The 19378-nt window shown below is 65.9% G+C and carries 22 protein-coding genes; 12 read left to right on the top strand and 10 right to left on the bottom strand.

Going from position 1 to position 19378, the window contains the following annotated elements; genetic code table 11:
- Positions 1-56: 56 nt before the first annotated feature.
- Positions 57-266: a CsbD family protein gene (locus AB4068_RS15270; protein WP_441415440.1), complete on the bottom strand. Its 210-nt coding sequence runs from the start codon at positions 264-266 to the stop codon at positions 57-59.
- Between the two features lie 282 nt (positions 267-548).
- On the opposite strand from AB4068_RS15270, the gene AB4068_RS15265 reads away from it, so the two are divergent.
- The 3 genes from AB4068_RS15265 (at position 549) to AB4068_RS15255 (ending at position 1761) form a co-directional block, all read left to right on the top strand.
- Positions 549-761 (top strand): hypothetical protein, encoded by a 213-nt coding sequence (locus AB4068_RS15265; protein WP_441433811.1) that lies wholly within the window; start codon positions 549-551, stop codon positions 759-761.
- Between the two features lie 48 nt (positions 762-809).
- Positions 810-1076 carry a DUF7218 family protein gene (locus tag AB4068_RS15260; RefSeq protein ID WP_441415441.1) on the top strand — a complete coding sequence of 89 codons (267 nt, stop codon included), beginning with the start codon at positions 810-812 and terminating at the stop codon, positions 1074-1076.
- 298 nt (positions 1077-1374) lie between these two features.
- On the top strand, positions 1375-1761 hold the full coding sequence (locus AB4068_RS15255; protein ID WP_441415442.1) for a low affinity iron permease family protein: 387 nt from the start codon (positions 1375-1377) through the stop codon (positions 1759-1761).
- A gap of 705 nt (positions 1762-2466) precedes the next feature.
- Here the strand turns inward: AB4068_RS15255 and AB4068_RS15250 are convergent.
- Both AB4068_RS15250 and AB4068_RS15245 read right to left on the bottom strand, forming a co-directional pair.
- Positions 2467-3606 carry a glutamate--cysteine ligase gene (locus AB4068_RS15250; RefSeq protein WP_441433810.1) on the bottom strand — a complete coding sequence of 380 codons (1140 nt, stop codon included), beginning with the start codon at positions 3604-3606 and terminating at the stop codon, positions 2467-2469.
- A gap of 68 nt (positions 3607-3674) precedes the next feature.
- Positions 3675-3866, bottom strand: coding sequence for a hypothetical protein (locus AB4068_RS15245; RefSeq protein ID WP_441433809.1), 192 nt, complete (start codon positions 3864-3866; stop codon positions 3675-3677).
- A 552-nt stretch (positions 3867-4418) separates the two neighbouring features.
- On the opposite strand from AB4068_RS15245, the gene AB4068_RS15240 reads away from it, so the two are divergent.
- The 4 genes from AB4068_RS15240 to AB4068_RS15225 all read left to right on the top strand — a co-directional run bounded on the left by AB4068_RS15240 (position 4419) and on the right by AB4068_RS15225 (position 7905).
- Positions 4419-5294, top strand: coding sequence for an SGNH/GDSL hydrolase family protein (locus tag AB4068_RS15240; RefSeq protein WP_441433808.1), 876 nt, complete (start codon positions 4419-4421; stop codon positions 5292-5294).
- A gap of 435 nt (positions 5295-5729) precedes the next feature.
- On the top strand, positions 5730-6092 hold the full coding sequence (locus AB4068_RS15235; protein ID WP_441433807.1) for an SPW repeat protein: 363 nt from the start codon (positions 5730-5732) through the stop codon (positions 6090-6092).
- A 282-nt stretch (positions 6093-6374) separates the two neighbouring features.
- The gene (locus tag AB4068_RS15230; RefSeq protein WP_441433806.1) at positions 6375-6677 is read left to right on the top strand and encodes a hypothetical protein; all 303 of its coding nucleotides are present in this window, start codon (positions 6375-6377) and stop codon (positions 6675-6677) included.
- Positions 6678-7347: 670 nt separating this feature from the next.
- Entirely contained in the window at positions 7348-7905 is a 558-nt protein-coding gene (locus AB4068_RS15225) for an NADPH-dependent FMN reductase (RefSeq protein ID WP_441433805.1), read from the top strand.
- Positions 7906-7988: 83 nt separating this feature from the next.
- Here AB4068_RS15225 and AB4068_RS15220 read toward each other — a convergent pair whose 3' ends face one another.
- Entirely contained in the window at positions 7989-8255 is a 267-nt protein-coding gene (locus AB4068_RS15220; RefSeq protein ID WP_441433804.1) for a DUF3040 domain-containing protein, read from the bottom strand.
- A 654-nt stretch (positions 8256-8909) separates the two neighbouring features.
- On the opposite strand from AB4068_RS15220, the gene AB4068_RS15215 reads away from it, so the two are divergent.
- On the top strand, positions 8910-9551 hold the full coding sequence (locus AB4068_RS15215) for an IS110 family transposase (RefSeq protein WP_441433803.1): 642 nt from the start codon (positions 8910-8912) through the stop codon (positions 9549-9551).
- A gap of 208 nt (positions 9552-9759) precedes the next feature.
- Here the strand turns inward: AB4068_RS15215 and AB4068_RS15210 are convergent, their stop codons facing one another.
- Complete coding sequence (locus AB4068_RS15210) at positions 9760-10221, bottom strand: hypothetical protein (RefSeq protein ID WP_441433802.1); 462 nt, start codon at positions 10219-10221, stop codon at positions 9760-9762.
- A 633-nt stretch (positions 10222-10854) separates the two neighbouring features.
- On the opposite strand from AB4068_RS15210, the gene AB4068_RS15205 reads away from it, so the two are divergent.
- Positions 10855-12042 (top strand): FAD-dependent monooxygenase, encoded by a 1188-nt coding sequence (locus AB4068_RS15205; protein ID WP_441433801.1) that lies wholly within the window; start codon positions 10855-10857, stop codon positions 12040-12042.
- 458 nt (positions 12043-12500) lie between these two features.
- On the opposite strand, the gene AB4068_RS15200 is transcribed toward AB4068_RS15205, so the two are convergent.
- From AB4068_RS15200 to AB4068_RS15180, 5 genes are all read right to left on the bottom strand, one after another.
- Positions 12501-13649 carry a GGDEF domain-containing protein gene (locus AB4068_RS15200; protein ID WP_441433800.1) on the bottom strand — a complete coding sequence of 383 codons (1149 nt, stop codon included), beginning with the start codon at positions 13647-13649 and terminating at the stop codon, positions 12501-12503.
- A 248-nt stretch (positions 13650-13897) separates the two neighbouring features.
- Complete coding sequence (locus tag AB4068_RS15195; protein ID WP_441433799.1) at positions 13898-15121, bottom strand: redoxin domain-containing protein; 1224 nt, start codon at positions 15119-15121, stop codon at positions 13898-13900.
- Positions 15118-16038, bottom strand: a complete 921-nt coding sequence (locus AB4068_RS15190; RefSeq protein WP_441433798.1) for a cytochrome c biogenesis CcdA family protein — start codon at positions 16036-16038, stop codon at positions 15118-15120. The genes AB4068_RS15195 and AB4068_RS15190 overlap by 4 nt, the downstream gene beginning before the upstream one ends.
- Complete coding sequence (locus AB4068_RS15185) at positions 16038-17066, bottom strand: cytochrome c oxidase assembly protein (protein WP_441433797.1); 1029 nt, start codon at positions 17064-17066, stop codon at positions 16038-16040. Before AB4068_RS15185 ends, AB4068_RS15190 begins: the two co-directional genes overlap by 1 nt.
- 2 nt (positions 17067-17068) lie before the next feature.
- Positions 17069-17578 (bottom strand): MarR family winged helix-turn-helix transcriptional regulator, encoded by a 510-nt coding sequence (locus tag AB4068_RS15180; protein WP_441433796.1) that lies wholly within the window; start codon positions 17576-17578, stop codon positions 17069-17071.
- A 49-nt stretch (positions 17579-17627) separates the two neighbouring features.
- Between AB4068_RS15180 and AB4068_RS15175 the strand changes: the two genes are divergently transcribed.
- From AB4068_RS15175 to lgt, 3 genes are all read left to right on the top strand, one after another.
- Positions 17628-18053: a hypothetical protein gene (locus tag AB4068_RS15175; protein WP_441433795.1), complete on the top strand. Its 426-nt coding sequence runs from the start codon at positions 17628-17630 to the stop codon at positions 18051-18053.
- A complete protein-coding gene (locus AB4068_RS15170; protein ID WP_441433794.1) occupies positions 18019-18207 on the top strand; it encodes a hypothetical protein in 189 nt (62 codons plus the stop codon). The genes AB4068_RS15175 and AB4068_RS15170 overlap by 35 nt, the downstream gene beginning before the upstream one ends.
- Before the next feature lie 140 nt (positions 18208-18347).
- A complete protein-coding gene (gene lgt, locus AB4068_RS15165; RefSeq protein WP_441433793.1) occupies positions 18348-19238 on the top strand; it encodes a prolipoprotein diacylglyceryl transferase in 891 nt (296 codons plus the stop codon).
- The last annotated feature ends 140 nt before the right edge of the window (positions 19239-19378 follow it).

Below are 19378 nucleotides of genomic sequence, written 5' to 3'. Positions count from 1 at the left end.
GCCGCGGGTCCACCTCCGCGCCGCCGCGCCGGCAGCAGGGACCCGCGCGGAGGCGCTCATTCTTCCTTGAAGGGGTCCGCGATGTCTTCCGTGATGTCCTTGGCCGCTTCCTTTGCCTGGTTGCCGTCCTCTTTGACGTGCGCGGCAGCTTGCTGGGCCTTTCCCTCGGCCTCCAGGCGCACGTTTCCGGTGGCGTGTCCGGCCATTTCCTTGATCTTGCCTGCCGTTCCTTCGGCGGTGTGCTTGAGTTTGTCACCCAGTCCCATGGCGATCTCCTTTAGACCCGGTCCTCATGTCCGGCCGTGGCGGAGCACCGGGCACGTTCCAATTTTAGGCTCCCCGGCCACGCCGATCCAGAGAGAAGGCGACCCCTCCGGGACGGATTAGAACACGCCCGGCAAGCGTTTATCGGCCCGTGCCAGCGGACCTGAACTCGTAAAGATCAATGGGCTTTCGGACCTCACTTACCCGGACCTAGACTTGAATCGCGGAACTGATGCTGCGCGGCGGCGCCGGGCATCCTGAATCACTGATTCCAAGGAGCACGCATGAACGAGTTACCCCAAAACCCAACCCAGGACCCAACTCTGGACCCTGCCCAAGAGCCTGAACCGGCACCGCTCCCGGGACCGTTGCCTCCTGTCCCTGGTCCCGGACTGCCGGGTCCGTTTCCATCACCTGATCCTGCACCGGTTCCCACCCCTGCCGTCCCGGATCCGGATGCCGATCCTGAGCTGCCGCCCTTGGCCCCGGTGGAGTGAACCGAGATCAGCCCGTGACGAAATTCTCCCCCCGAAGGAGCAAAAAGCATGCCGAACAAGAAGAATCCGAGCCTGAAAGACCCGGAGTTGTACGAAGAACTCAGGAAAGACGGTGCCTCCAAGGAGAAGGCCGCCCGCATTTCGAACGCGGCAGCCAAGGAAGGACGCGGGACCATCGGCAGCCGCGGAGCCAACGCGGAAGACTACGACGAACGCACCGTCCCGGAACTCAAGGCCCGGGCCAAGGAACTGGGCCTGCACGGCTATTCCGGAAAGCGCAAAACCGAACTCATAGAAGCCCTTCGCAACCACTGAAACCCTCAGTCAGCCGAGCCTGCGATTCGCCGGTGGACCGTCTCAGTTCCACGGGCAGCCCGAAGGACGACCTGGCCTTACCAGCAGCGCAGACCGGACCTGGCCGCAACAGGCGCGATATGACGCGCGGCACGAGGGCCAGCGCAGCAACCTTGCGGCCTCCGAATGGTGACACGCTCTCCGGTTGGTGCGACCACTGAGCCCTGCATTCACGCTGGCGCTGCCTCCGCCCGGCTACCCCCAGACAACCCGGCATTTGTCGCTTTCGAGGCCCGGGGGAATGGGAGATGATGGCTGCATGAGCAGCAACGGCCGAGAAACCCAGCAGGATTTTTTCACCAGGTTCACCACCAAGGTCGCCAAAGTTCTCGGCCACGCCTGGGTGTTCAGTGCAGCCGTCGTCGTGCTGATCGTCTGGGCGTTCACCGGACCGTTGCTGGGCTTCTCCGACACCTGGCAGCTGGTCATCAACACGGGCACCACGATCGTGACGTTTCTGATGGTCTTCATCATCCAGAACACCCAGAACCGGGACAGTGCGGCCCTTCACCTGAAGCTTGATGCTGTCATGCGTGAGCTTCGGATCACCAACGCCAAGCTCTACGAAGCCGAGGAGGAAGGCGAGAAGGAACTCGACGAGCAGCGTCGGCACATGGAGGAACAGGTCGAGGCCGGGGATGGCTAGTGCGGCAAGTGCGGTGAATCACCATCCATGGAATCTACTGAAGTCACCGGCAATCCCGGCCGCAGATCCGACTGAGTCCATGGCGCGAAATGCACGTCTCCCGGGGGCGCCACCGTCGTCGGTGGTACTCGTGGGTGCCGCCCCGTTCGGCTCCTCCCCGGAAATGTCAGTCTTTCGGGTTCCCGGGATCGCCTCCCCGGCCTCGGGAATGAGCCCCCGTAACGTTTCCATTTGTTTGAGCAGCGGAATCGATTGATGTCGCCGGCTTGGATCGGCCATGTGACGCGGAAACGAATCCGGTCCTCCGTACCGATTCCCGCCATCAGGGCCTCGGACGACACGCTCCGCCGGCAGGTTCGGTCTGTTACGCCCGTCCTCCATCCGTAATGGTTTCGGAGCTGACCGGTAGCAGGGGGTGGGCGTCGTGTTGACGCGGGGGGCGATTCGCGGGGAACCGGCGATGGAGAAGCCTCAGGTGCGGATTTTCCAGCCCTGTGTCGAGGGCCCCGTCGCTTGCGTGGACGGAAGGCCGCAGAATTCCGTGTCCGGGCGACTTCCCCGCTCCGCTCTCCCCGGCGGGTGTCTTCGCAGGGACGATGGCCGGCTGCTTCTGCCTAGTTGCCATGGCGCTGGCGATAGGGTCGAGCATTCCGGGACGGGTTGGGAGGTCTGTTTCCGTCGTGAGCGGCCGGTCCATGACCACTCTCATATCGATTCTTTTTCCGGCGCCGGCGCCGGCGCCGTGTCGACGTCTGGCCGCCCCACTCCGTGGGTCGCAGATACAATGGCCGCGACCACATCGGCGGCAATTCGCCTCTTGAAGGCGTGGCGCTGCCGCCGCTCGCCTGTTCCACGGGACAAGACGTCGCCGAGACCGGCGCGGGCCAGCATGAGGTCTCCGGACTGCTCCAGCGCGTGGCGGACATGGCTGGTCAAATCGTCGACGGCTTTGGCTGCGGGGCGGGGCCGGCCGTCGAGGGGTCCGATCAGCATTCCGTTCACCCCGAAACGGCTCGCCTGCCAGTTGGAGAGCCTGAGCGTGCCGGTGTCCACGGCGGGGGGACGGGTCCCGAGCCGCCATTCGCGGGCGGCCGTTTCAACCAAGGCCCGGATCACCGCGGCGAGGACGGCGGCGTCCTCGGCGTACAGGCAGATATCGGCGATTCTGATCTCCACGGTGGGGTTGTCTTTCGAAAGCCTGGCGTCGAAGTAGACCATGGCCTCGTCAAGGAGCACCCCCGTCCCGATGAGCCTTGCTATCGCGCGGTCGTAGCTGGCGGCGGAGCCGAATACGTCGGTCGGGCCTGCCGTGGGCCATTTGCTCCACATTTGCGTGCGGTAGCTGGCGAAACCGGTGTTCTCTGCCCTCCAGAACGGCGAGTTGGCACTGAGCGCCAGGATTATCGGAAGCCAGGGCCTGATCCTGTCCAGCACCCCGACGCCTTCCTCACGGGACTCAATGGAGACGTGCACGTGGAACCCGCACGTGATCTGCTCCCGCGCCACCGCGCCGAACCGCTCCGCCGTAAGGGAATATCTTTTGTTCCCCAGGGTCGGAGTCGCGGAGAACAAAGGCGGAGTCGCGGTCGCGGCGATCCTGGCCCCCAGCAACCGGGCCGCCGCATCCGCCAAGGCCCGCCCGGCGAGGATTTCAGCCAGGAGCTCATCCACGGTCCCGCATGGTCTCGTGTTGACTTCGATCTGCTCCTGCTTGAATTCCGATTTCAGGACAGGTCCGGAGCCCATGGTCCCGGCAGCATCCAGGACCGCTCCGACCAGCGGCAAAGGTAGACCGCTTCCCGCCGAAACAATCAAGAGCTCTTCCTCAACCCCGACCGTACGCACCCGCGTCTCCTATCAAACATCGGCTGGCCGCAGGAAGGGTGCACCGGGCCATCCCGGCGTCGTCGCCGCTACGTGGTCCCGGGCCCCTCCTGGGACCGGTGCAGCTGTTGTTCGAGTTTGGCTTCTGCGTCGTTGCGGCGGCGCGCTATGACACGCATTTGATGTGTGGCCGGGCTACCGGCGTCATCCATGAGCGTCACGGGCGGCCGAGTCATCCGATGGTCGGGATGCAGCGGCTTCGACGACTCTTTTTCGCTCATGTCTGCATCATCCCACTGCGTGCGCCCGGGCATAAGAGCACGGCAACCGAATTCCATCATCGGTGCACAACAACCAATGTCAAGGCAGCAGGCCCGCGTCGGCACCGGATGCCGCGGCCGTGGAGGCTGGATCGTCCACCAGACACTGGCCGGGACCACGTCAGGGACGATGTCTGCATAGGCCGGGAATCGATCCCGGGCGGCAGCGTTACGTCGTCGGCAGCCATTCGCGCATCGGGGCGGGCGCGCGCATCGGTCATGGGGTCCGGTTGCCCCGGGATGGCCTGGGTGCCGAGGGCGCGAGCATCCCCGACGCAGGGGCCTCCCGAGGCACTTCGCCCGCCACCCGGAAGGCCCGCGGCCCTGACCCCGATGGCGGCCTAGACACTTTCCCCTTCCCTTGCGCACGTGGGACTGTCCCTCATAGTCGCTGAACGAGCATTGCTTCCTTCGGCCGGGAGATGTGGTGAGAAAGCAGCGGGATGAACAGACTCCATGGCAGGACCGCGGCCATGGCGCATGCGGTCCGGCAGGAGCAATATGGAGGGATGGATGAACACTCCCTGCGCCGACACTCCGGCGCAGGGCAGTCCTGCCGATTCCAGGGCCCATCTGCACCCATGGAGCCGTTACGTGGCGCTGGGTGATTCATTCACCGAAGGGGACGGAGACCCGGAACCCCGCAGCCCCGGGGGCCTGCGGGGCTGGGCGGACCGGGTCGCGGAAGAACTGAGCACCGGGCACGAAGATTTCGCCTACGCGAACCTGGCAGTCCGCGGCCGGTTGCTCCATCAGATCCTAGATGAGCAGGTGGGCCCCGCGCTGGCCCTGCGACCGGATCTGATCACGCTCAATGCCGGGGGCAATGACCTGATCTTCGGCAGAAGCGATCCCGACAAACTCGCCGACCGGATGGACGCCGGGGTGGAGCTGCTGGCCTCCACCGGAGCCACGGTGGTGCTGTTCGCCGGGCCGGACTGGGGCGCGACGCCGCTGCTGGGACGGGTCCGCGGCAAGGTGGCCATCTTCAACGAGAACCTGCGCACCATCGCGGCCCGCCACGATGCGCTGGTCGCCGACCTCTGGGCCCTCCGCGAGCTCACCCACCCCCTCATCTGGGATCCGGACCGGCTGCACTTCTCCCCGCTGGGCCAGCAAACCATCGCCATCATGGTGCTCGAGACCCTCAACGTCCCCCACACCCTGGAGCCCATGGTCCCCAAAGACCTCCCCGAACGCAGCTGGCGCGAGCCACGGGCCGATGACGTCATCTGGGCACGCGAGCACCTGTTCCCATGGGTCCTGCAACGGCTGATACTACGGAACTCCGACGACGGGTGGCACGCCAAGCGCCCGTTGCCGGGCCCCGTGTTCGGGGCGGGCATGCCGCCCGGGACCTTCATCGGAAACGATCCGCGGAACCAGTAACCGGGACGACAGGCCGGAAACGGCAAATCGGGTTGCGTCGGGAAACTCATCCGCGGCACCGCACCGGGGCAGAAACAGGTAGCCGCCACTCCAGCCGCGGGGCAGCTTCGGCCCACGATTGGTTCGAGGGCCGTTCCATCGAAGCTGCTCTCGCCGGTAGCTGTGCCGATGCCCGGCGGGGAGACACTGGGCATCTGCGCGCTTCCTTGCCCCGGTCCGCCGATTCCGCAGGCGCTTGCCGGGAAGCATCAGCGCGCGGAATCCGTTGCATGAGTGACGGCTGGCGACGACACTGGACAGTACCGGTAAGGCGACCTGGTCCTGATCGCCGCGCCGACGGCGGCACTCCATCGGGGGTCGCCGTCAACACAAAGAAAGCCCGGCGTCCCCACCGCGGGAGCGCCGGGGTGAAGTCCCATCCCGGAGGTGGTTTCAATGAAGAAGTGGACTCGATGGCAGGATTGGGTCACGGTTGCCGCCGGACTCTACGCTGTTCTGTCGGTCATGTGGACCACGGCGGCCGGTTCCTCGACTGCCTTGATGCTCGTGTTCGGCACTCTGCTGGTGATCAGCGGCGTCATCAACCTGGCCATGCCTGGAACGCCGGTCATGGAATGGATCCAGGCAGCCTTGGGCGCCCTGTTGTTCCTTTCGCCGTGGTTCGGCTCCTACGCCACGCAAACCGGCGTCGCCTGGACGTCCTGGATCTCCGGCCTGGTGGCGCTCGTCGTCACCGCGACCGCGATCAAGCCCAGCACCGAGGAACACCGGCACCACATGGTCAGCCCATCGCACTGAATGAGCACTGACTACAAACAACATCCCCTGGCGGGCCCATAACCGGACCCGCCGGCCGCAGGGCCCGGACCGGACAGGGAGTCCTGGAGGCACGCATCCCGGGCATCTCCCTACTACGGGCCCGCCCGGTCCGATTCCCTGTTGAGCGGTTGCCCCGGCGGCAGCTTCGGCGGACAGTTGGGAATGGGTGGCAGGAGAGCGGGTGCTGCCGATGCGGGCACGCACCGGGACTCTCAAGAGTGCCCCGCGCTGAGCGGACATACCGGTCATGGGAGGTAAAAGATGAATATTGGGCCAAAGGAAATCGGCACTGAAGTACCGGAAGCAGATGCACTCGAGCAGCGCACACCGGCACTGCCGGAGAACACCGAGGAATCGACGGTGACGGACCCGTTGCCCGATGACGTCCCGGAACCGGACTTCATCGACCAGCACACGCCCGTGCAGTCCGGCAGTGCCGGCTACGACAGGAACTCCCCCACGGAAGCCGAAGCCGCCGAAGCAGACCTCCTTGACCAGGCAAGGGAACCCTCCACCGGCATCGAAGAAGATGACCCCGACAGCGTCGAGGACGCCGGTTCGTGACGGCCCCGCTCACCGGCGCGACAGACGGCCTTTGAGCGTTACTACATGTGCACCCGGAGGGGAGGCGGGCTAGCCTCAGGCTGCCATCCGGGGGTCCGGGCCGTGGGCCGTCTTTCGGGTGCGGGGCGAAGAGCCCCGGGACGTCCTGGCGTCGGGGATGCGCGCCTGCGGGTATCTGGCTGTCCCCGGGCAGCCGGACCCTGTGGCCGAGGCGTGCCTCTCCCCGATGCGTAAGTGGCTCCCGGCGTGGACCCTGCTGCCCAGGACCGCTTCCGAGCCCATGTAGACGTCGTCCCCGAGGAAGACGTGGTCCCCGACCAGTGCCCGGCGGTCGATCCAGCCGCCACGGTCGATCCGGCACCCCGAGCCGACGCGGCGCCGGCCTCGACGTCGCTTGTTGCGCCGATGAAGGAATCCGCCTCCACCCGGGCGCCGGGTCCGAGTAGGCCGCCCCCGTTGGGTCCCGGTGGTAGGTGGTCGCCTCGCCGGCATCGTCTTCGACCACCTCGATGTTTCTTCCCTTCCTACTTCACGCCACCCTGGCAGACGCCTCCGGCACCGGCTGAAGGAATGCTTCCGGCTCCGGAAGGTCCATCGCGCGCTTCCCCGGCCCGCTGTCACTGCAAGGCGTATCGTATGTGAAAGCCGGCAGCAAGAAGGAGTGGTTTGGATGGTCAGGATCGCCGTGGTGGTCGGCAGCACCCGGCCGGGGCGCCGGAGTAGGCAGGTGGCGGACTGGGTACTCTCCAGGGCAACCAAGCACGGCGGTGCGGACTTTGAGATCCTGGACCTGGCCGAGCACAACCTGCCGCTGCTGGACGAACCGGTACCTCCATCCCGCGGGGACTACCAGCATGAGCACACCAAGGCCTGGGCCCGGACGATCTCGACGTTCGATGGCTTCATCTTTGTCACCGCCGAATACAACCACTCCGTTCCCGGGGTGTTGAAAAACGCCCTGGACTACCTCTACGCGGAATGGAACAACAAAGCCGCCGGCTTCGTCTCCTACGGAAGTGCCGGCGGGGTCCGCGCCGTCGAAAACCTCCGCCTCATCGCCGGTGAACTACAGATCGCCGATGTCAGGGCCCAGGTGGCCCTACCCTTGGCCACCGAGTTTGAAAACTTCACGACCTTCACGCCCAGYGAAACCGCCGAAGAAGCCCTGAACCCTCTTCTGGACCAGCTGATCTCCTGGACAACAGCCTTGAAGACCCTCCGCAGCTGATACGACGACCCGACGCAGCACATGACCGCCCCAACCGACCGGTAAGGCCGGCGTGCTCCTTGCTCTTCGCGGTTCCGACTTGCTCACGAACGAACCCAACGCCCGGCGTACCCGCAGGCACCGCCGAACATCAACAGAAATCCCAGGAAGCCGAGGCCCGGAAGCTGCGCAGAAATGCCCAGAATTATCGCACCGAAACCGGCACAGACCAGGATCAAGCTCGCGGACCACCGAAGCCACCATCTGGGAGGCCTTCCCGTCGCCAGTTCCCGGGCCAGGACCGGGTCGTCAGCCGCCAGATCCATTTCCAGTTCCTGGAGGCGCTTACGTTCATAGTCCGACAGCGGCATTGCCAAACGTTCCTTCCCGTCGGTCTTCGGCAATCCCAAGCACCAGTAGCTTGCTTGCTTTCATTATCGACCTGGCAGAACAGCGGGTTCCAGTCCGCCAGCGACCGGGTGCCGGGGAGCGGCCGCTCGGGGAGTCGGGCCTCGCTGCGCTCGGGCTGTAGAAGCTCTTTTTCTTTTTTGCTGCTGTCCTACGGATCGTACGTGCCTGCTCCACCGGCTCAACCGTCCTGCGGACGGCGGCGCACCGGATGCCTTGTGTCGGCGCTGCGCTTATTTCCTCCGACAATCCATCCGCTGCTTGCCCTGCGGATTGCCCCGGTTCTGTCGGGCACAGCGACGCGATGCTCCGCCAGCAGCAAAAAACAACTGTGAGTCTTGCAGTGGTTGGTCTGGGACTAGCTGGCAGTGTTGACGCCGGTCGTTCTCCCTGGCGTGTGACTCGAAAAAACAATTGCCCCTTGAGGGTGCGTTTCCCCCGATTTGTCCGCGCCGGGTAGAGCGCCCGGCGTTGACCTGACCCACGAGGGTGGCCTGATCAGAAGCTTGCCCAACCCGTGGAGGTTGTGGCTCATCACAGTTTTGCCTCGAAGTGACACTCCCAGGTTCAACGCCGGTCGTGTTGGGACCAGTATTGCCGGTTCGAAAGGAAGGAGGGTGGCCGCGTTGACCATCGTTGCGCAGACCCGCCCGTTCGTCATCGGTGTGGACTGCCACGCCCGCACCCATACATACGCCATCATCGAGGCGAGTACCAAGCGACAAATCGCATGCGAGCAGTTCCCGACCACCCCGGCGGGGATGTCCCGCCCACTTGGCTGGGTAGGCCGACGGACAGACGGCGATATGGCCTGTCTATGGGCCATTGAGGGTATCGGCTCTTATGGGGCACGTCTGGCCCGGGCAGCAACCGAGGCCGGCTACGAGGTCGCCGAGGCCCCACGGATGAACGCCCGAGGGCGCCGGGGAATCGGCAAATCCGACCCGCTGGACGCCCGCAGCCATCGGAACCGCTGTCCTGAACTTAGAGGAGCGCTTCGCTTATTTCCTCCCACAACCCATCCACTGCTTGCCCTTTGGGTTGCCCCGGCTCCGTCGGGCACAGCTACGCGCTGCTCCGCCAGCAGGCAAAAAACGCCCGCGGGAGGGGCAAGTCGGTGGTCAGCACCGCAACCACTTTCCAGCCGCTTGACAGACATAGAAGCGTCTGGGGGAGAGGGGACGCTGGCCGATCACCGAGGAACCACGAACAGGGCAAGGAACCTGAAAATGCCGGGGCGGTCCGCCGAGCCGGGGTAACCACGGCAGCCACTCACCAGCGGCGGACCGCCATCAACGCCACACCCCTCAACCATGCCGGGAGACGCGCCACCAGGAACACCGTCGTTTCCGGAGCGTTGCAGCATGCACCGGCACGACAAACGATTCAGCCGGGCCGAACCCATGGATTTCCTTTTTCCGAGGAAAACAGAATGAGCCGACGCACCCACGCCGGCTCATCCTCCTTCTACGACCCGGGCAGATGGCCGGGGAACTGCACAGCTGAGGGGTCCAGCTCCGGGCGGACCCTCACCAGGCGCACGGGGTGCCGGAACGCACGCCCGGTCCAGGCGACGTCGGCCGCAACCTCCACGACCAGCGGCTCCACGAGAGTCAGACGCACCGTGCCGCTTTCCCTGTTGAACCTGTCCAGCACCCTGCCGCTGATTTCCTCCGGCCACGGATGGTCCCCCCGCGGCGGGCGCAGATACCGGGCCAGATCCTGGCCTGCCCGGGCCGACAGGGGAGTGGAGCGGCCGGCAATCCGCAGCCGGCCGCGCATCGGCAGGCCCACGACCACCGTCTCCGGCCGGGCCATCGGTCCGATGACCGCAGCACACACCACTTCAACGACGTTCCGGACCTTGACCTTCAACCAGATCCTCCGGGGCTCATAGGCTTGCTGGCCGCCCTTGACCTTCCCTGTCAACTTCAGCGTGTTGAGCGATAAGGGCTGGCCGGTCTATCGACACCTGAGCAGGAGCGTCGACCGGCTTGGGCACGGTGTCATCGGTTTTCAGTCGGTTGAACCTGGCCCTCGTCTTGGTAGGTTCTTCAGGCGGTGGGCGGGGCGTCATGTGGTCTTTGCTCCTCAGGAAAGTTTGAGTACTCACCACTCGTGCGCTGGGCGCGGGAAATAGGTTGACTTGGATTAAGAAAAAATCGGTTTGCGGGCCGGTCGGACTTCGGTGTCCGGCTGTCAGACGGGACCAGCGGCGGGAGAATTCTCCGAGTCCTGGCACGGATTCTCCACTACCCCAGACGCCGCTGGTCCCCTCGGGTTCGATGCCTCGTCGCTGGAAACGCCACCGTCTCAGCTTTGCCCCTGCCTGATCCCGGCGACCGTCAGTTTGAACTCGACGGCCGGTTGATCGAGACCTCGCTAAGGGGCGGACATGAGGCCCCGTAGGCACAGGCGTCGCGTGGGCCCGGGCGCTGTTGGGTGTGCTCTGGACAGGCCGTGTGGCAGGAGCGAAGAATGAACCGGCGGGGTCCGTGGAATTCCTGCGCTCCTGCCCCGGGCTCCATCACCCGGGGCTGATCTGATTGTTTGAGGAGTGACATGAAGGCTGTGGTTGTCGGTGCGGGCATCGCGGGCCTCGTCACTGCCCGTCAGCTCGGTTTGGCCGGCTGGGACGTCGAGGTCCTTGAGAAGTCGGCCGTTCCTCGGCCGGATGGCTACATGATGGACTTCTTTGGTCCAGGCGTGGAGGCCTCGGAGAGAATCGGTCTCTACCCGCGGCTCAAGGAGGTCTCGTACCATGTGGAGGCCGCCGAGTATGTCAATCTGGGGGGACACCCGACCTGCAGCCTGGACTACGACCGCTTTGCCCGGCTTGCGGGCGGGAACGTGCTGAGCCTCTTGCGCCCGGACATGGAGCGTGCTGCCCTGGCCGCGCTGGACGACGTTTCTTCGGGCCGGGTGCGGGTACGGTATGGGGCCCCGGTTTCGAAGGTGTGGAGCGCTGAGGACTGCGTCCGGGTCGGAGTCGAGAACACGCCGGACGGCTCGCTTGCCGCGGACGTCCTCGTCGGCGCGGATGGCATCCATTCCAGTGTGCGCGCGCAGGTGTTCGGACCCGAAGAGGAATACCTGCGCCCTTTGGGCATGCGTGCTGCCGCGTTCATCGTGACCGAACCGGACCTGAATGCCCGTTTCCGGGACCGGTTCGTCCTCACCGACAGCATCGACCGGGTAGCCGGGCTCTACAGCCTGCGCTCGGACCAGGTAGCGGCCTTCATGGTCTACCGGGATGTCCCGGGCGCGGCAGTGCACCTGTCCTCCGGAAGTCCGCGCGACCGGCTCCACCGGGAGTTCGCCGGACTCGGCCACGCGGTGGACCGGCTCCTGGAACTGTGCCCCGAGCATCCGTACGACGATGTGGTTGCGCAGATTGTCATGCCGGGCTGGCAGGACGGGCGGACTGTGCTCGTGGGCGACGCCTGCGGAGCCGTGTCGCTCCTGGCTGGCCAGGGCGGCTCGCTCGCGATCGCCGGTGCCGCGCTGCTGGGGGACATCCTGGGACCGGTGGCCTCGCCCGGGCGGATCGGCCCGGCACTGGCGGAATTCGAGCGACGCTGGCGGCCTGTGGTGGAGGAGGCCCAGGCGGCCGGGAGGCGCGCCGTCTCGTCGTTCCTGCCCGCCAACCGGACCCAGCGTCTCCTGCGCCGGTGGATCATACGTGGTACCCGCCTGCCTGGAATCGACCGGCTGGTGGCCCGCCAGATTGTGGGCCGGATCGCAAAGTGAGATCCGGACCGACCGTCTCCAGAACCACGGCATGCTGGTAGGGCACCGTTTGAGCGGATCGACGCGCAGCTCTGCCGATCCAGAACGCGGGGATTACTCATCAGCTTCAGCTACAACCGGTGGCAGGCTCCCTGCAGGCGGAATAATCCCCACCTGCCTCGATGCCGCTTCTCAGACCCTTCAGCTGGCGGGCTGTCCGGTGAGATGACGGAGAGCTGCCGGATGGGCGGTCCGTGGCAATGGGCGTTGTTCAGTCCAGGATCGGCACTCCATGGTTCCAAGGCCTCAGGAGCGCCATGATGCAGGGTGGCGTCGGCTCTTCGACATCCAGCCAAAGAATTAAGCGGTCGTGTTATGTTCACGGGTCCTGGTGGTCGGTCTCGGCGTTTCCGCCGCACCGTCATCGGGCACGGACCTGACCGCGGTTCGGTGCGGTCGCGCCGGTGCTCGGACCTGGGTCAGGAACGGGAGTCGGCGCTGACGACACGGTTCCTTCCGAGTGATTTGGCTTTGTAAAGCGCGGTGTCCGCGGCCGCGATCATCGCCGTGAGCTCGGGGGCCGGGGCGGAACTTGAGGTGACTCCATAGCTGACCGTGGGAACGGGGATGCCCTGGCGGCTGCCGGTCGATGCGAGGTTCTCACTGATTTCCGTGGCGATCGTTTCAGCGTTTTCCCGGCTGGCTCCGGGCAGCAGGATGATGAACTCCTCGCCGCCGTATCTTCCGAGGAGGTCGGTGGAGCGGACCGATGCGGTGCAGGCGGATGCGAAGGCCTGCAGGGAGGCGTCACCGGCGGGGTGGCCGTGTTCGTCATTGATCGCTTTGAAGTGGTCCAGGTCGGCCAGGATCAAGGAGGTGACTGAATGTGCGGCGTGCATCCGCCTCAGGTCCTCGGCGGCGAGGTCCATGAACGAGCCCCGGTTCAGGAGCCCGGTGAGGTGGTCGCGGGCAGCCCGTTCGCTCAGACCGCTGATCAACCGGTCGTTGCTTAGCGTTGTCATGCCGAAGGACACCGCAAGCAGCAGCACCAACGTCACCAAGGTGGCCATGGACTGCCCGAAGTACAGGCCAAAGACGGGCCCATCGGGCCCTTGCACGGCGAACGCGGTCCACCGGCAGAAGTAGTAGGCGGCCAGGAGACCTGTTGCCCAGGCCACGGATTTTTGAGTTTTGAAGGACGCGGATTCCATCAGCCACAGGTCCCGGGACGCCAACGCCATGCTCCCTGTCATGAGTCCCAGGTACACGAGGCCTCCGGACCAGGAATTGGAGGCGGGATTGTCCAGTACCGACGCCAGGGCCGTGATGGCCGGGCCTGCGGCGAATTGCCACTTCGGGGGCGGCAGCATTCTCAGGGACCGGGCGGCGGCCCACATGCTCAGTGCCCCTCCGACCGACAGGACGTTTCCCAGGGGTGTCGCCCAGATCTGCTGTTCCGTTCCCTTGAAAAGGAACGCGATGTTCCCCAGAAGGAAAAGCAGCAGCGCAACGCACCACCAGCCGTTGTAGGGCGATCGGGTGCGGCGAAAGGAAAAGCAGAACAGAATCAGCAGGCTCAGAGTCACCACCCCAAGAGCGACCCGCAGGGTTGTTACATCGAGGACCATTATTTGCTCCGCATCCTATGCCGAAACCAAGTATGGCACCGGGGCCATGCAGCCGGGATTCACGATGCCCGAGTCGTGGATGGAGGCGTAGGTGCATGCCGGCAGGGTCTGGAGGCGGGTTGCCCGGTCCGGTGGTTCAGGGACTCACAGGTGTGGTCTGCCGGACCAGGTGTGGCCTTCCCGGAACCGCATATCCATTGCGGCTGCTGCCGCTTATTGAGCGATCTATGCCTGTGCCGGGCCTGTCGTTATTGTGGGTTGTTTTCCAGGGTGTGCAGGACGTATTCGAGCTGTTCGGCGGTGAACGTTCCGGGGTGGCGGACGAGCAGTGTGCCGTCCGGGGCGATGATGGCGGTGAACGGCAGGCCTGATATCCGGTAGGCCCCGGCGGTGGTGCCGTTAGTGTCGGCCAGCAGCGGGTAGGTGGTGCCGCTGCGTGCGGCCAAGGCCGCGGCCGGGGCCGCGGGGTCCGCGACGTCGATGCCCAGGAATGCTACGGAGGGTCCCAGGTCCTGGTGGGCTTGTTGGAGACCGGGCATTTCCTGCGTGCAGGCGGTGCAGGTGCTGGCCCAGAAATTGACGACCGTGTATTTGCCTTTCGTTCCCTTCAGGGAGGTCCGGGTTCCTGTGTTGCCCAGGCCCGGCAGGGTGAAGCCGGGGGCGGGCTGCCCCAGTGCGGCGGGTTTCGCCGCAGTGGCACTGGAGGATGCGGGCCCGCCGACCGTGGCACCTGTGCGTCCGGGAATGAGGTCCACGGCCATTTGGGCCATGCCGTGGGCGAAGAGGGCCGTGTTCGCGGACTCGGTGCCGAATTGCCCGATCGCCGCTTCCTTGCCTGCGGGATTGATGAAGAACAGTTCGGATCCGTGGACGACGTCGTGGGTCTGCGGGTCGATGCCTAACGGTACGTGGTATTTCGCGGCCACGGCCGTGAGTTGATCGAGGGTTCCGGTGCCGAAGACCCAGTTGGGCTCGGAGGCGAGTCCATGGTCCTTGGTCCAGGCTTTGACGTCCGCGACGGCCGGATGCGCGGTGTTGGCGTTGATGGAGAGGAAGACGACGTCGGCGGCGGCAGCGCCCAGGTCGCGGTTGGCCTCGGTGACGTCCTGGGCCAGCAGGGTGCACAGGTCCTGGCATTGGTCGTCGTTGAAGGAGAGCACGACGGACTTTCCACGGTATTGGGAGAGGCTGACCGGCTTGCCGTCCTGGCCGGTGAGGGTGAAATCCGGGGCGTTATCCAGCGGGGCGTGCAGCACGTCCAGCTGCAGAAGTCGGGCCGTGGCAGCGTTGATACTCGGTTCGACCGTCACGGAGGCCGAAGTTTCCGCCGTCGTGCCTGGCTTGGCCGGGGCCACCAGGAAGATCCCGGCAACGGACACGGCGATCGCGAGGCCGGCAACGGCCCAGATAGCGGCTGCGATCAGCCGGTGCCTCTGCGGGGCTGGATCTGTGGGTGGCGGGGCGGTTCTCATGGGCCGGTGTTCCCTCTCTCCTGTTCGGACGCGGTCGTTGGCGGTGCAGACGGAGGCTGCGGCTCTGTTTGATGTTGCGGCTCGGTGAGGATCCGGCGGATGATCAAGGCGATCGGGACGAGCACCAGGACGCCCAGCACCAGCGAGGACAGGGCCGGTGCCGCGCCGATGAGGGAGGCAATCCAGCCGGAAGCTCCTTGAACGGAAGCCGTCACGGTCGAGGCCGCGGCCGGGTCCACCAGCTCGGCCAGCCAGTAGTAGGCCAGATATGCACCCGAGAGGGTCAGGGTGATTCCCGAGATCAGCCCGAGCCAGCGTCCGGCGGCCCCGATACGCCGCACTGCGGCGGCGCCAAGGGCCGTCGTGGCCACGGCTGCGGCGGTGACGAACAGGGCCATGCCCAGCGCGTAGGCAAGATAGCTCCGGAGCCCGCCGAGAACGCCCTGGCCGGTGAAGGACCCGGCGACCGCGGCCAGGAACAGCGGCAGGGAGCAGCTCAGGGACCCGGTCGCGTATGCCACTCCGTAGAGGGCCATGGCCAGAACGGACCTGCCTGCGCGCATCCTTGGGGCGGGAAGGCGCAGGGCCGGTGGGTGGCCGAACAGGGTGGACACTCCGGCGACGGCCATCAGCAGGCCCACTGCGGCCATGATCGGAGGCAGCCAGCCTGTCGCGAGCCGTGCCCCGGTCTCGAAGAGGAGCCCGAGCACACCGAACACGGCCACGAACCCGGCGCTTACACTGGCTCCGGTGAGCAGGGCCCGGGCGCCCCCGGACCCGCGGTCGCCGGGACGGTTGGCGGAAAACAGGACGAGGTAGGCGGGAAGCATCGGAAAACCGCAGGGGTTCACGGCCGCGACGAGCCCGAGCGTGAAGGCATAGAAGACGGCCCCGGCACCGCTGTCGGGCGAGGTCATCAGCGGATGGTCCTGTTCTCCAGTGAACTCAGGTAGGCGTTGTAGTCGGCAAGTTCGGTGTCGCCGTCACGGGACGCACGCCTCTCTGCCGCGCCGGTGGTGCGTTGGTCCGATTTTTGCCATTTCACCACGAGCACCCCGAGGACAAGGAGGGTGGGAAGTTCGGTGAATCCCCAGGCGATGCCGCCGCCGGCGGCCTGGTCAGCCAGCGGAGACACGTGCCAGCCGGGCATCGGCATTGCGTAGAACTTCACCAGTAGGGTCGTGGACATCATGACCACAACCCCGAAAAAGGCGTGGAAGGGCGCGGTAGCGGCCAGCTCGAGCACGGGCAGTACCGGGCCGGCCTTGGCCCGCAGCCCGCCCCGGGATTTCCGCGGGGAGGGGTCGGCACCGATGATCCCCCAGAAGTAGAGGAATCCGATGAGCAAAAAGTGGACGAGCATCAGGTTGTGCCCCCACCAGGTGCCCATCAGGTAGTCAAAGACCGGGGTGAAATACAGCCCGTACAGGCTGGTGATGAACAGGGCGAACGTCACGGCCGGATGCATCAGGACGACGGCGGCCCGGCTGTGCAGGACCCGCAGAACGATCCTGCGAACACGGCCGCGCCGCCCCGGCCCTGCCGGCAAGGCCCTGAGCACCAGGGTCACCGGGGCCCCGAGCACCAGGAAGACAGGGGCGAGCATATTCAGGACCATGTGCTGGACCATATGGATACTGAACAGCTCCATCCCGTAGCCCTCGATCCCGGTGGCGGTGACGAGCAGTACGGTCGCCGTCCCCAGAAGCCACCAGATGATCCGGCCAAGCGGCCAGCGCACACCCCGGCGGCGGAGAACGAGGACACCGCAGCCATAGAGCGCCAGCAGGATGAGAACGAGCAGCGGCAGAAGGGGGACGGGCTGGGGGTGCCAGGCCAGCACGCGTTCCAGCGTGGGCGGCAGGTCCGGCATCCACATCGGCCCGGTCATCACTGTTCCCGGATCCCCGGCACCCGGGTCCGGCATGGCGGCCAGCAGCGCCACCCCTAGATCCCCAGGATGAGGGTCTCGTCCGCGGAGGGCTCCCCGGCGGCACGGGCGAAGACCTCAAAGCCGGCCCGGACAGCGTCCAGATCCGCGGGGGAGAGCTTCTCCAGCACCAGGGCGATTTCCTGTTTGCGGGCCCCGGTGACCTCGGCGTACACGCGTGCACCCTCTGCCGTCAGGGAGATGATGACCTCGCGGCGGCTGTCGGGGCTGGCCGAGCGCGCGATCAGCCCGCCGGCGACCATCCTGTCGGCGAAACGGCTGAAGCTTGACTGGTTCGCCCCTACATGCTGGGCCAGTTCGCCCATCCGCAGCGGCCCGAAGTTGGACAGTACCACCAGGACCCGGAACTGGGGCAACGTCACCGTGTCCATCACCGGTGCCAGCGACCGGGCGATCATCCCCAACAGGGCCCGTGATGCCGTCAAAGTGCTTGTGAGGGCGGCGTCGTCCGGGGATCCGGATCCGGGCTCCCCCGATGGCGGGACGGCGGTGGTGGTAATCTTCATACTTGTCATAGTACATATATTGCATCACATCATGCATTGGAGATTTTCCTTGACCGCACAGCCCGCTCATTCCAGTCGCTGGTTCCTGCCCGGCCGGGCATCTATGTTCCGGAGGACATTGGCGGGCTCCTCCTACCAGCTGGTGGCCATGGCGGTCCTGGTGGGTGCCGGGGCCGGGCTGGCGGCTGTCGGCTTCCGCTGGCTGATCACCGCAGCCACATTGTTCTTCAGCGGTACAGCCGACTACTCGGCCGCTCCGGGCGGCAGCGCCCATCCGTGGGTTCCGTGGCTGGGGGGCGCCTTCGTCGTCCTGGCCCCCGCGGCCGGGGGCCTCTTGTACGGGCCGCTGGTGAAGCGCTTCGCCCCGGAGGCCCGGGGCCACGGCGTCCCGGAGCAACGACGAGGACGCGGAGCGGATCCTCCTTTCGGACGCCGCCGAAATGCCCGCTACCGTCCTGCCCGGCGCGAGCCTTGAATCCGTTCTCGACACCCTGCTGGACTCCTCCGCCAGCGCAGGAACCCCTGTCACCGATGAGAACGGCATCCTCCGGGGCTGGCTGGACCAGACCTCGGTCCTGCGCATCCTCTCAGGTCCCGGCACGACCGGATCCACCCATCCCGGAAAATAGTCGTCTTATCGCCGAGTCGGCCTACGGTGCTGTGCCGCGGACAATCAGGCCCCGGAGGGCCATTCGGAACCCGGCTGACCCCAAGGTTGCCGAGCAACACTGTTTTTGCCCTAACCTCCCGGACAGGATCCCGAATCTCCATGACTGCCTCTGATTCCTTCTTCCCCTCGCCGACCGTCAGCGCCTTTCACCTAGGCCCGGTGACCATCCACTTCTACGCCCTGTGCATCTTGGCCGGGATCGCGCTGGCCATCTGGCTCACCTCCCGGCGTTGGGCCGCCAGGAGCGGTGCACCCGGGCAGGTGCTCGACATCTGCCTCTGGGCGGTGCCCGCAGGGATCATCGGGGGCAGGCTCTACCACGTCATCACCGACCCCGAGCTCTACTTCCTTCCGGGAAAGAACCCGTGGAATGCCTTTGCTCTCTGGGACGGAGGCCTGGGGATCTGGGGCGCCGTGGCCTTGGGCGTCGTGGGGGCATGGATCGGCTGCCGCAGGGCGAAGGTGTCTTTGGTGGCGTTCCTGGACGCGGTGGCGCCGGGCGTGGTTTTTGCCCAGGCCCTGGGCCGGTGGGGCAACTGGTTCAACAACGAGCTCTACGGGGATCCGACCGCTCTGCCGTGGAAACTCCAGATCCACCAGATGGACGCCGCCACTGGCTCGGCGGTGACCGATCCCTCGGGCGCCCCGGTGGTCCTGGGCTATTTCCAGCCCACGTTCCTCTACGAATCGCTGTGGTGCGTCGTCGTCGGACTGGTTCTTTTGTATCTGGACCGGCGCTTCACCCTCGGGGCGGGAAGCGTGTTCTCCCTGTACGTCGCCGGATACACGGCCGGACGCTTCGCCTTTGAATTGATGCGCTCCGACTACGCCAACCTGATTTTGGGGCTCCGGGTGAACACCTGGGTTGCCGCCCTGATTTTCCTCGCGGGCGCCGTCGCGTTCGTCCTGCTGTTCCGGCGCAGACGCTCGACGGCCGTGCCCGGGGATTCCGCGCCGGACTCCTCTGAACCGCTGACTACCGGCAGCTGACCCTCAGAGCCCGCATGACGGCGCGGAACCGACCCAGCCCGCACCCCGCCCACGTGTGCGATTTGCGGGCAATGCTCACCACCCGGGCACTTGAGAGACGCGGGGCACTACGCCCGACAACCAACCCGATCCATCGCCAG

It is taken from the genome of Arthrobacter sp. 2RAF22 (assembly GCF_052115325.1).
In the GTDB taxonomy this organism is placed as follows: domain Bacteria; phylum Actinomycetota; class Actinomycetes; order Actinomycetales; family Micrococcaceae; genus Arthrobacter.
The sequence above is the reverse complement of the archived record's forward strand: the minus strand, read 5'-3'. Positions and strand labels throughout refer to the sequence as shown.

What these genes read in the sequence shown, in the direction of transcription:
- AB4068_RS15270 (WP_441415440.1), bottom strand. Translation starts at nt 266, where the DNA reads ATGGGACTGGGTGACAAACTCAAGCACACCGCCGAAGGAACGGCAGGC.
- AB4068_RS15265 (WP_441433811.1), top strand. Translation starts at nt 549, where the DNA reads ATGAACGAGTTACCCCAAAACCCAACCCAGGACCCAACTCTGGACCCT.
- AB4068_RS15260 (WP_441415441.1), top strand. Translation starts at nt 810, where the DNA reads ATGCCGAACAAGAAGAATCCGAGCCTGAAAGACCCGGAGTTGTACGAA.
- AB4068_RS15255 (WP_441415442.1), top strand. Translation starts at nt 1,375, where the DNA reads ATGAGCAGCAACGGCCGAGAAACCCAGCAGGATTTTTTCACCAGGTTC.
- AB4068_RS15245 (WP_441433809.1), bottom strand. Translation starts at nt 3,866, where the DNA reads ATGAGCGAAAAAGAGTCGTCGAAGCCGCTGCATCCCGACCATCGGATG.
- AB4068_RS15240 (WP_441433808.1), top strand. Translation starts at nt 4,419, where the DNA reads ATGAACACTCCCTGCGCCGACACTCCGGCGCAGGGCAGTCCTGCCGAT.
- AB4068_RS15235 (WP_441433807.1), top strand. Translation starts at nt 5,730, where the DNA reads ATGAAGAAGTGGACTCGATGGCAGGATTGGGTCACGGTTGCCGCCGGA.
- AB4068_RS15230 (WP_441433806.1), top strand. Translation starts at nt 6,375, where the DNA reads ATGAATATTGGGCCAAAGGAAATCGGCACTGAAGTACCGGAAGCAGAT.
- AB4068_RS15220 (WP_441433804.1), bottom strand. Translation starts at nt 8,255, where the DNA reads ATGCCGCTGTCGGACTATGAACGTAAGCGCCTCCAGGAACTGGAAATG.
- AB4068_RS15205 (WP_441433801.1), top strand. Translation starts at nt 10,855, where the DNA reads ATGAAGGCTGTGGTTGTCGGTGCGGGCATCGCGGGCCTCGTCACTGCC.
- AB4068_RS15200 (WP_441433800.1), bottom strand. Translation starts at nt 13,649, where the DNA reads ATGGTCCTCGATGTAACAACCCTGCGGGTCGCTCTTGGGGTGGTGACT.
- AB4068_RS15195 (WP_441433799.1), bottom strand. Translation starts at nt 15,121, where the DNA reads ATGAGAACCGCCCCGCCACCCACAGATCCAGCCCCGCAGAGGCACCGG.
- AB4068_RS15190 (WP_441433798.1), bottom strand. Translation starts at nt 16,038, where the DNA reads ATGACCTCGCCCGACAGCGGTGCCGGGGCCGTCTTCTATGCCTTCACG.
- AB4068_RS15180 (WP_441433796.1), bottom strand. Translation starts at nt 17,578, where the DNA reads ATGAAGATTACCACCACCGCCGTCCCGCCATCGGGGGAGCCCGGATCC.
- AB4068_RS15170 (WP_441433794.1), top strand. Translation starts at nt 18,019, where the DNA reads ATGCCCGCTACCGTCCTGCCCGGCGCGAGCCTTGAATCCGTTCTCGAC.
- lgt (WP_441433793.1), top strand. Translation starts at nt 18,348, where the DNA reads ATGACTGCCTCTGATTCCTTCTTCCCCTCGCCGACCGTCAGCGCCTTT.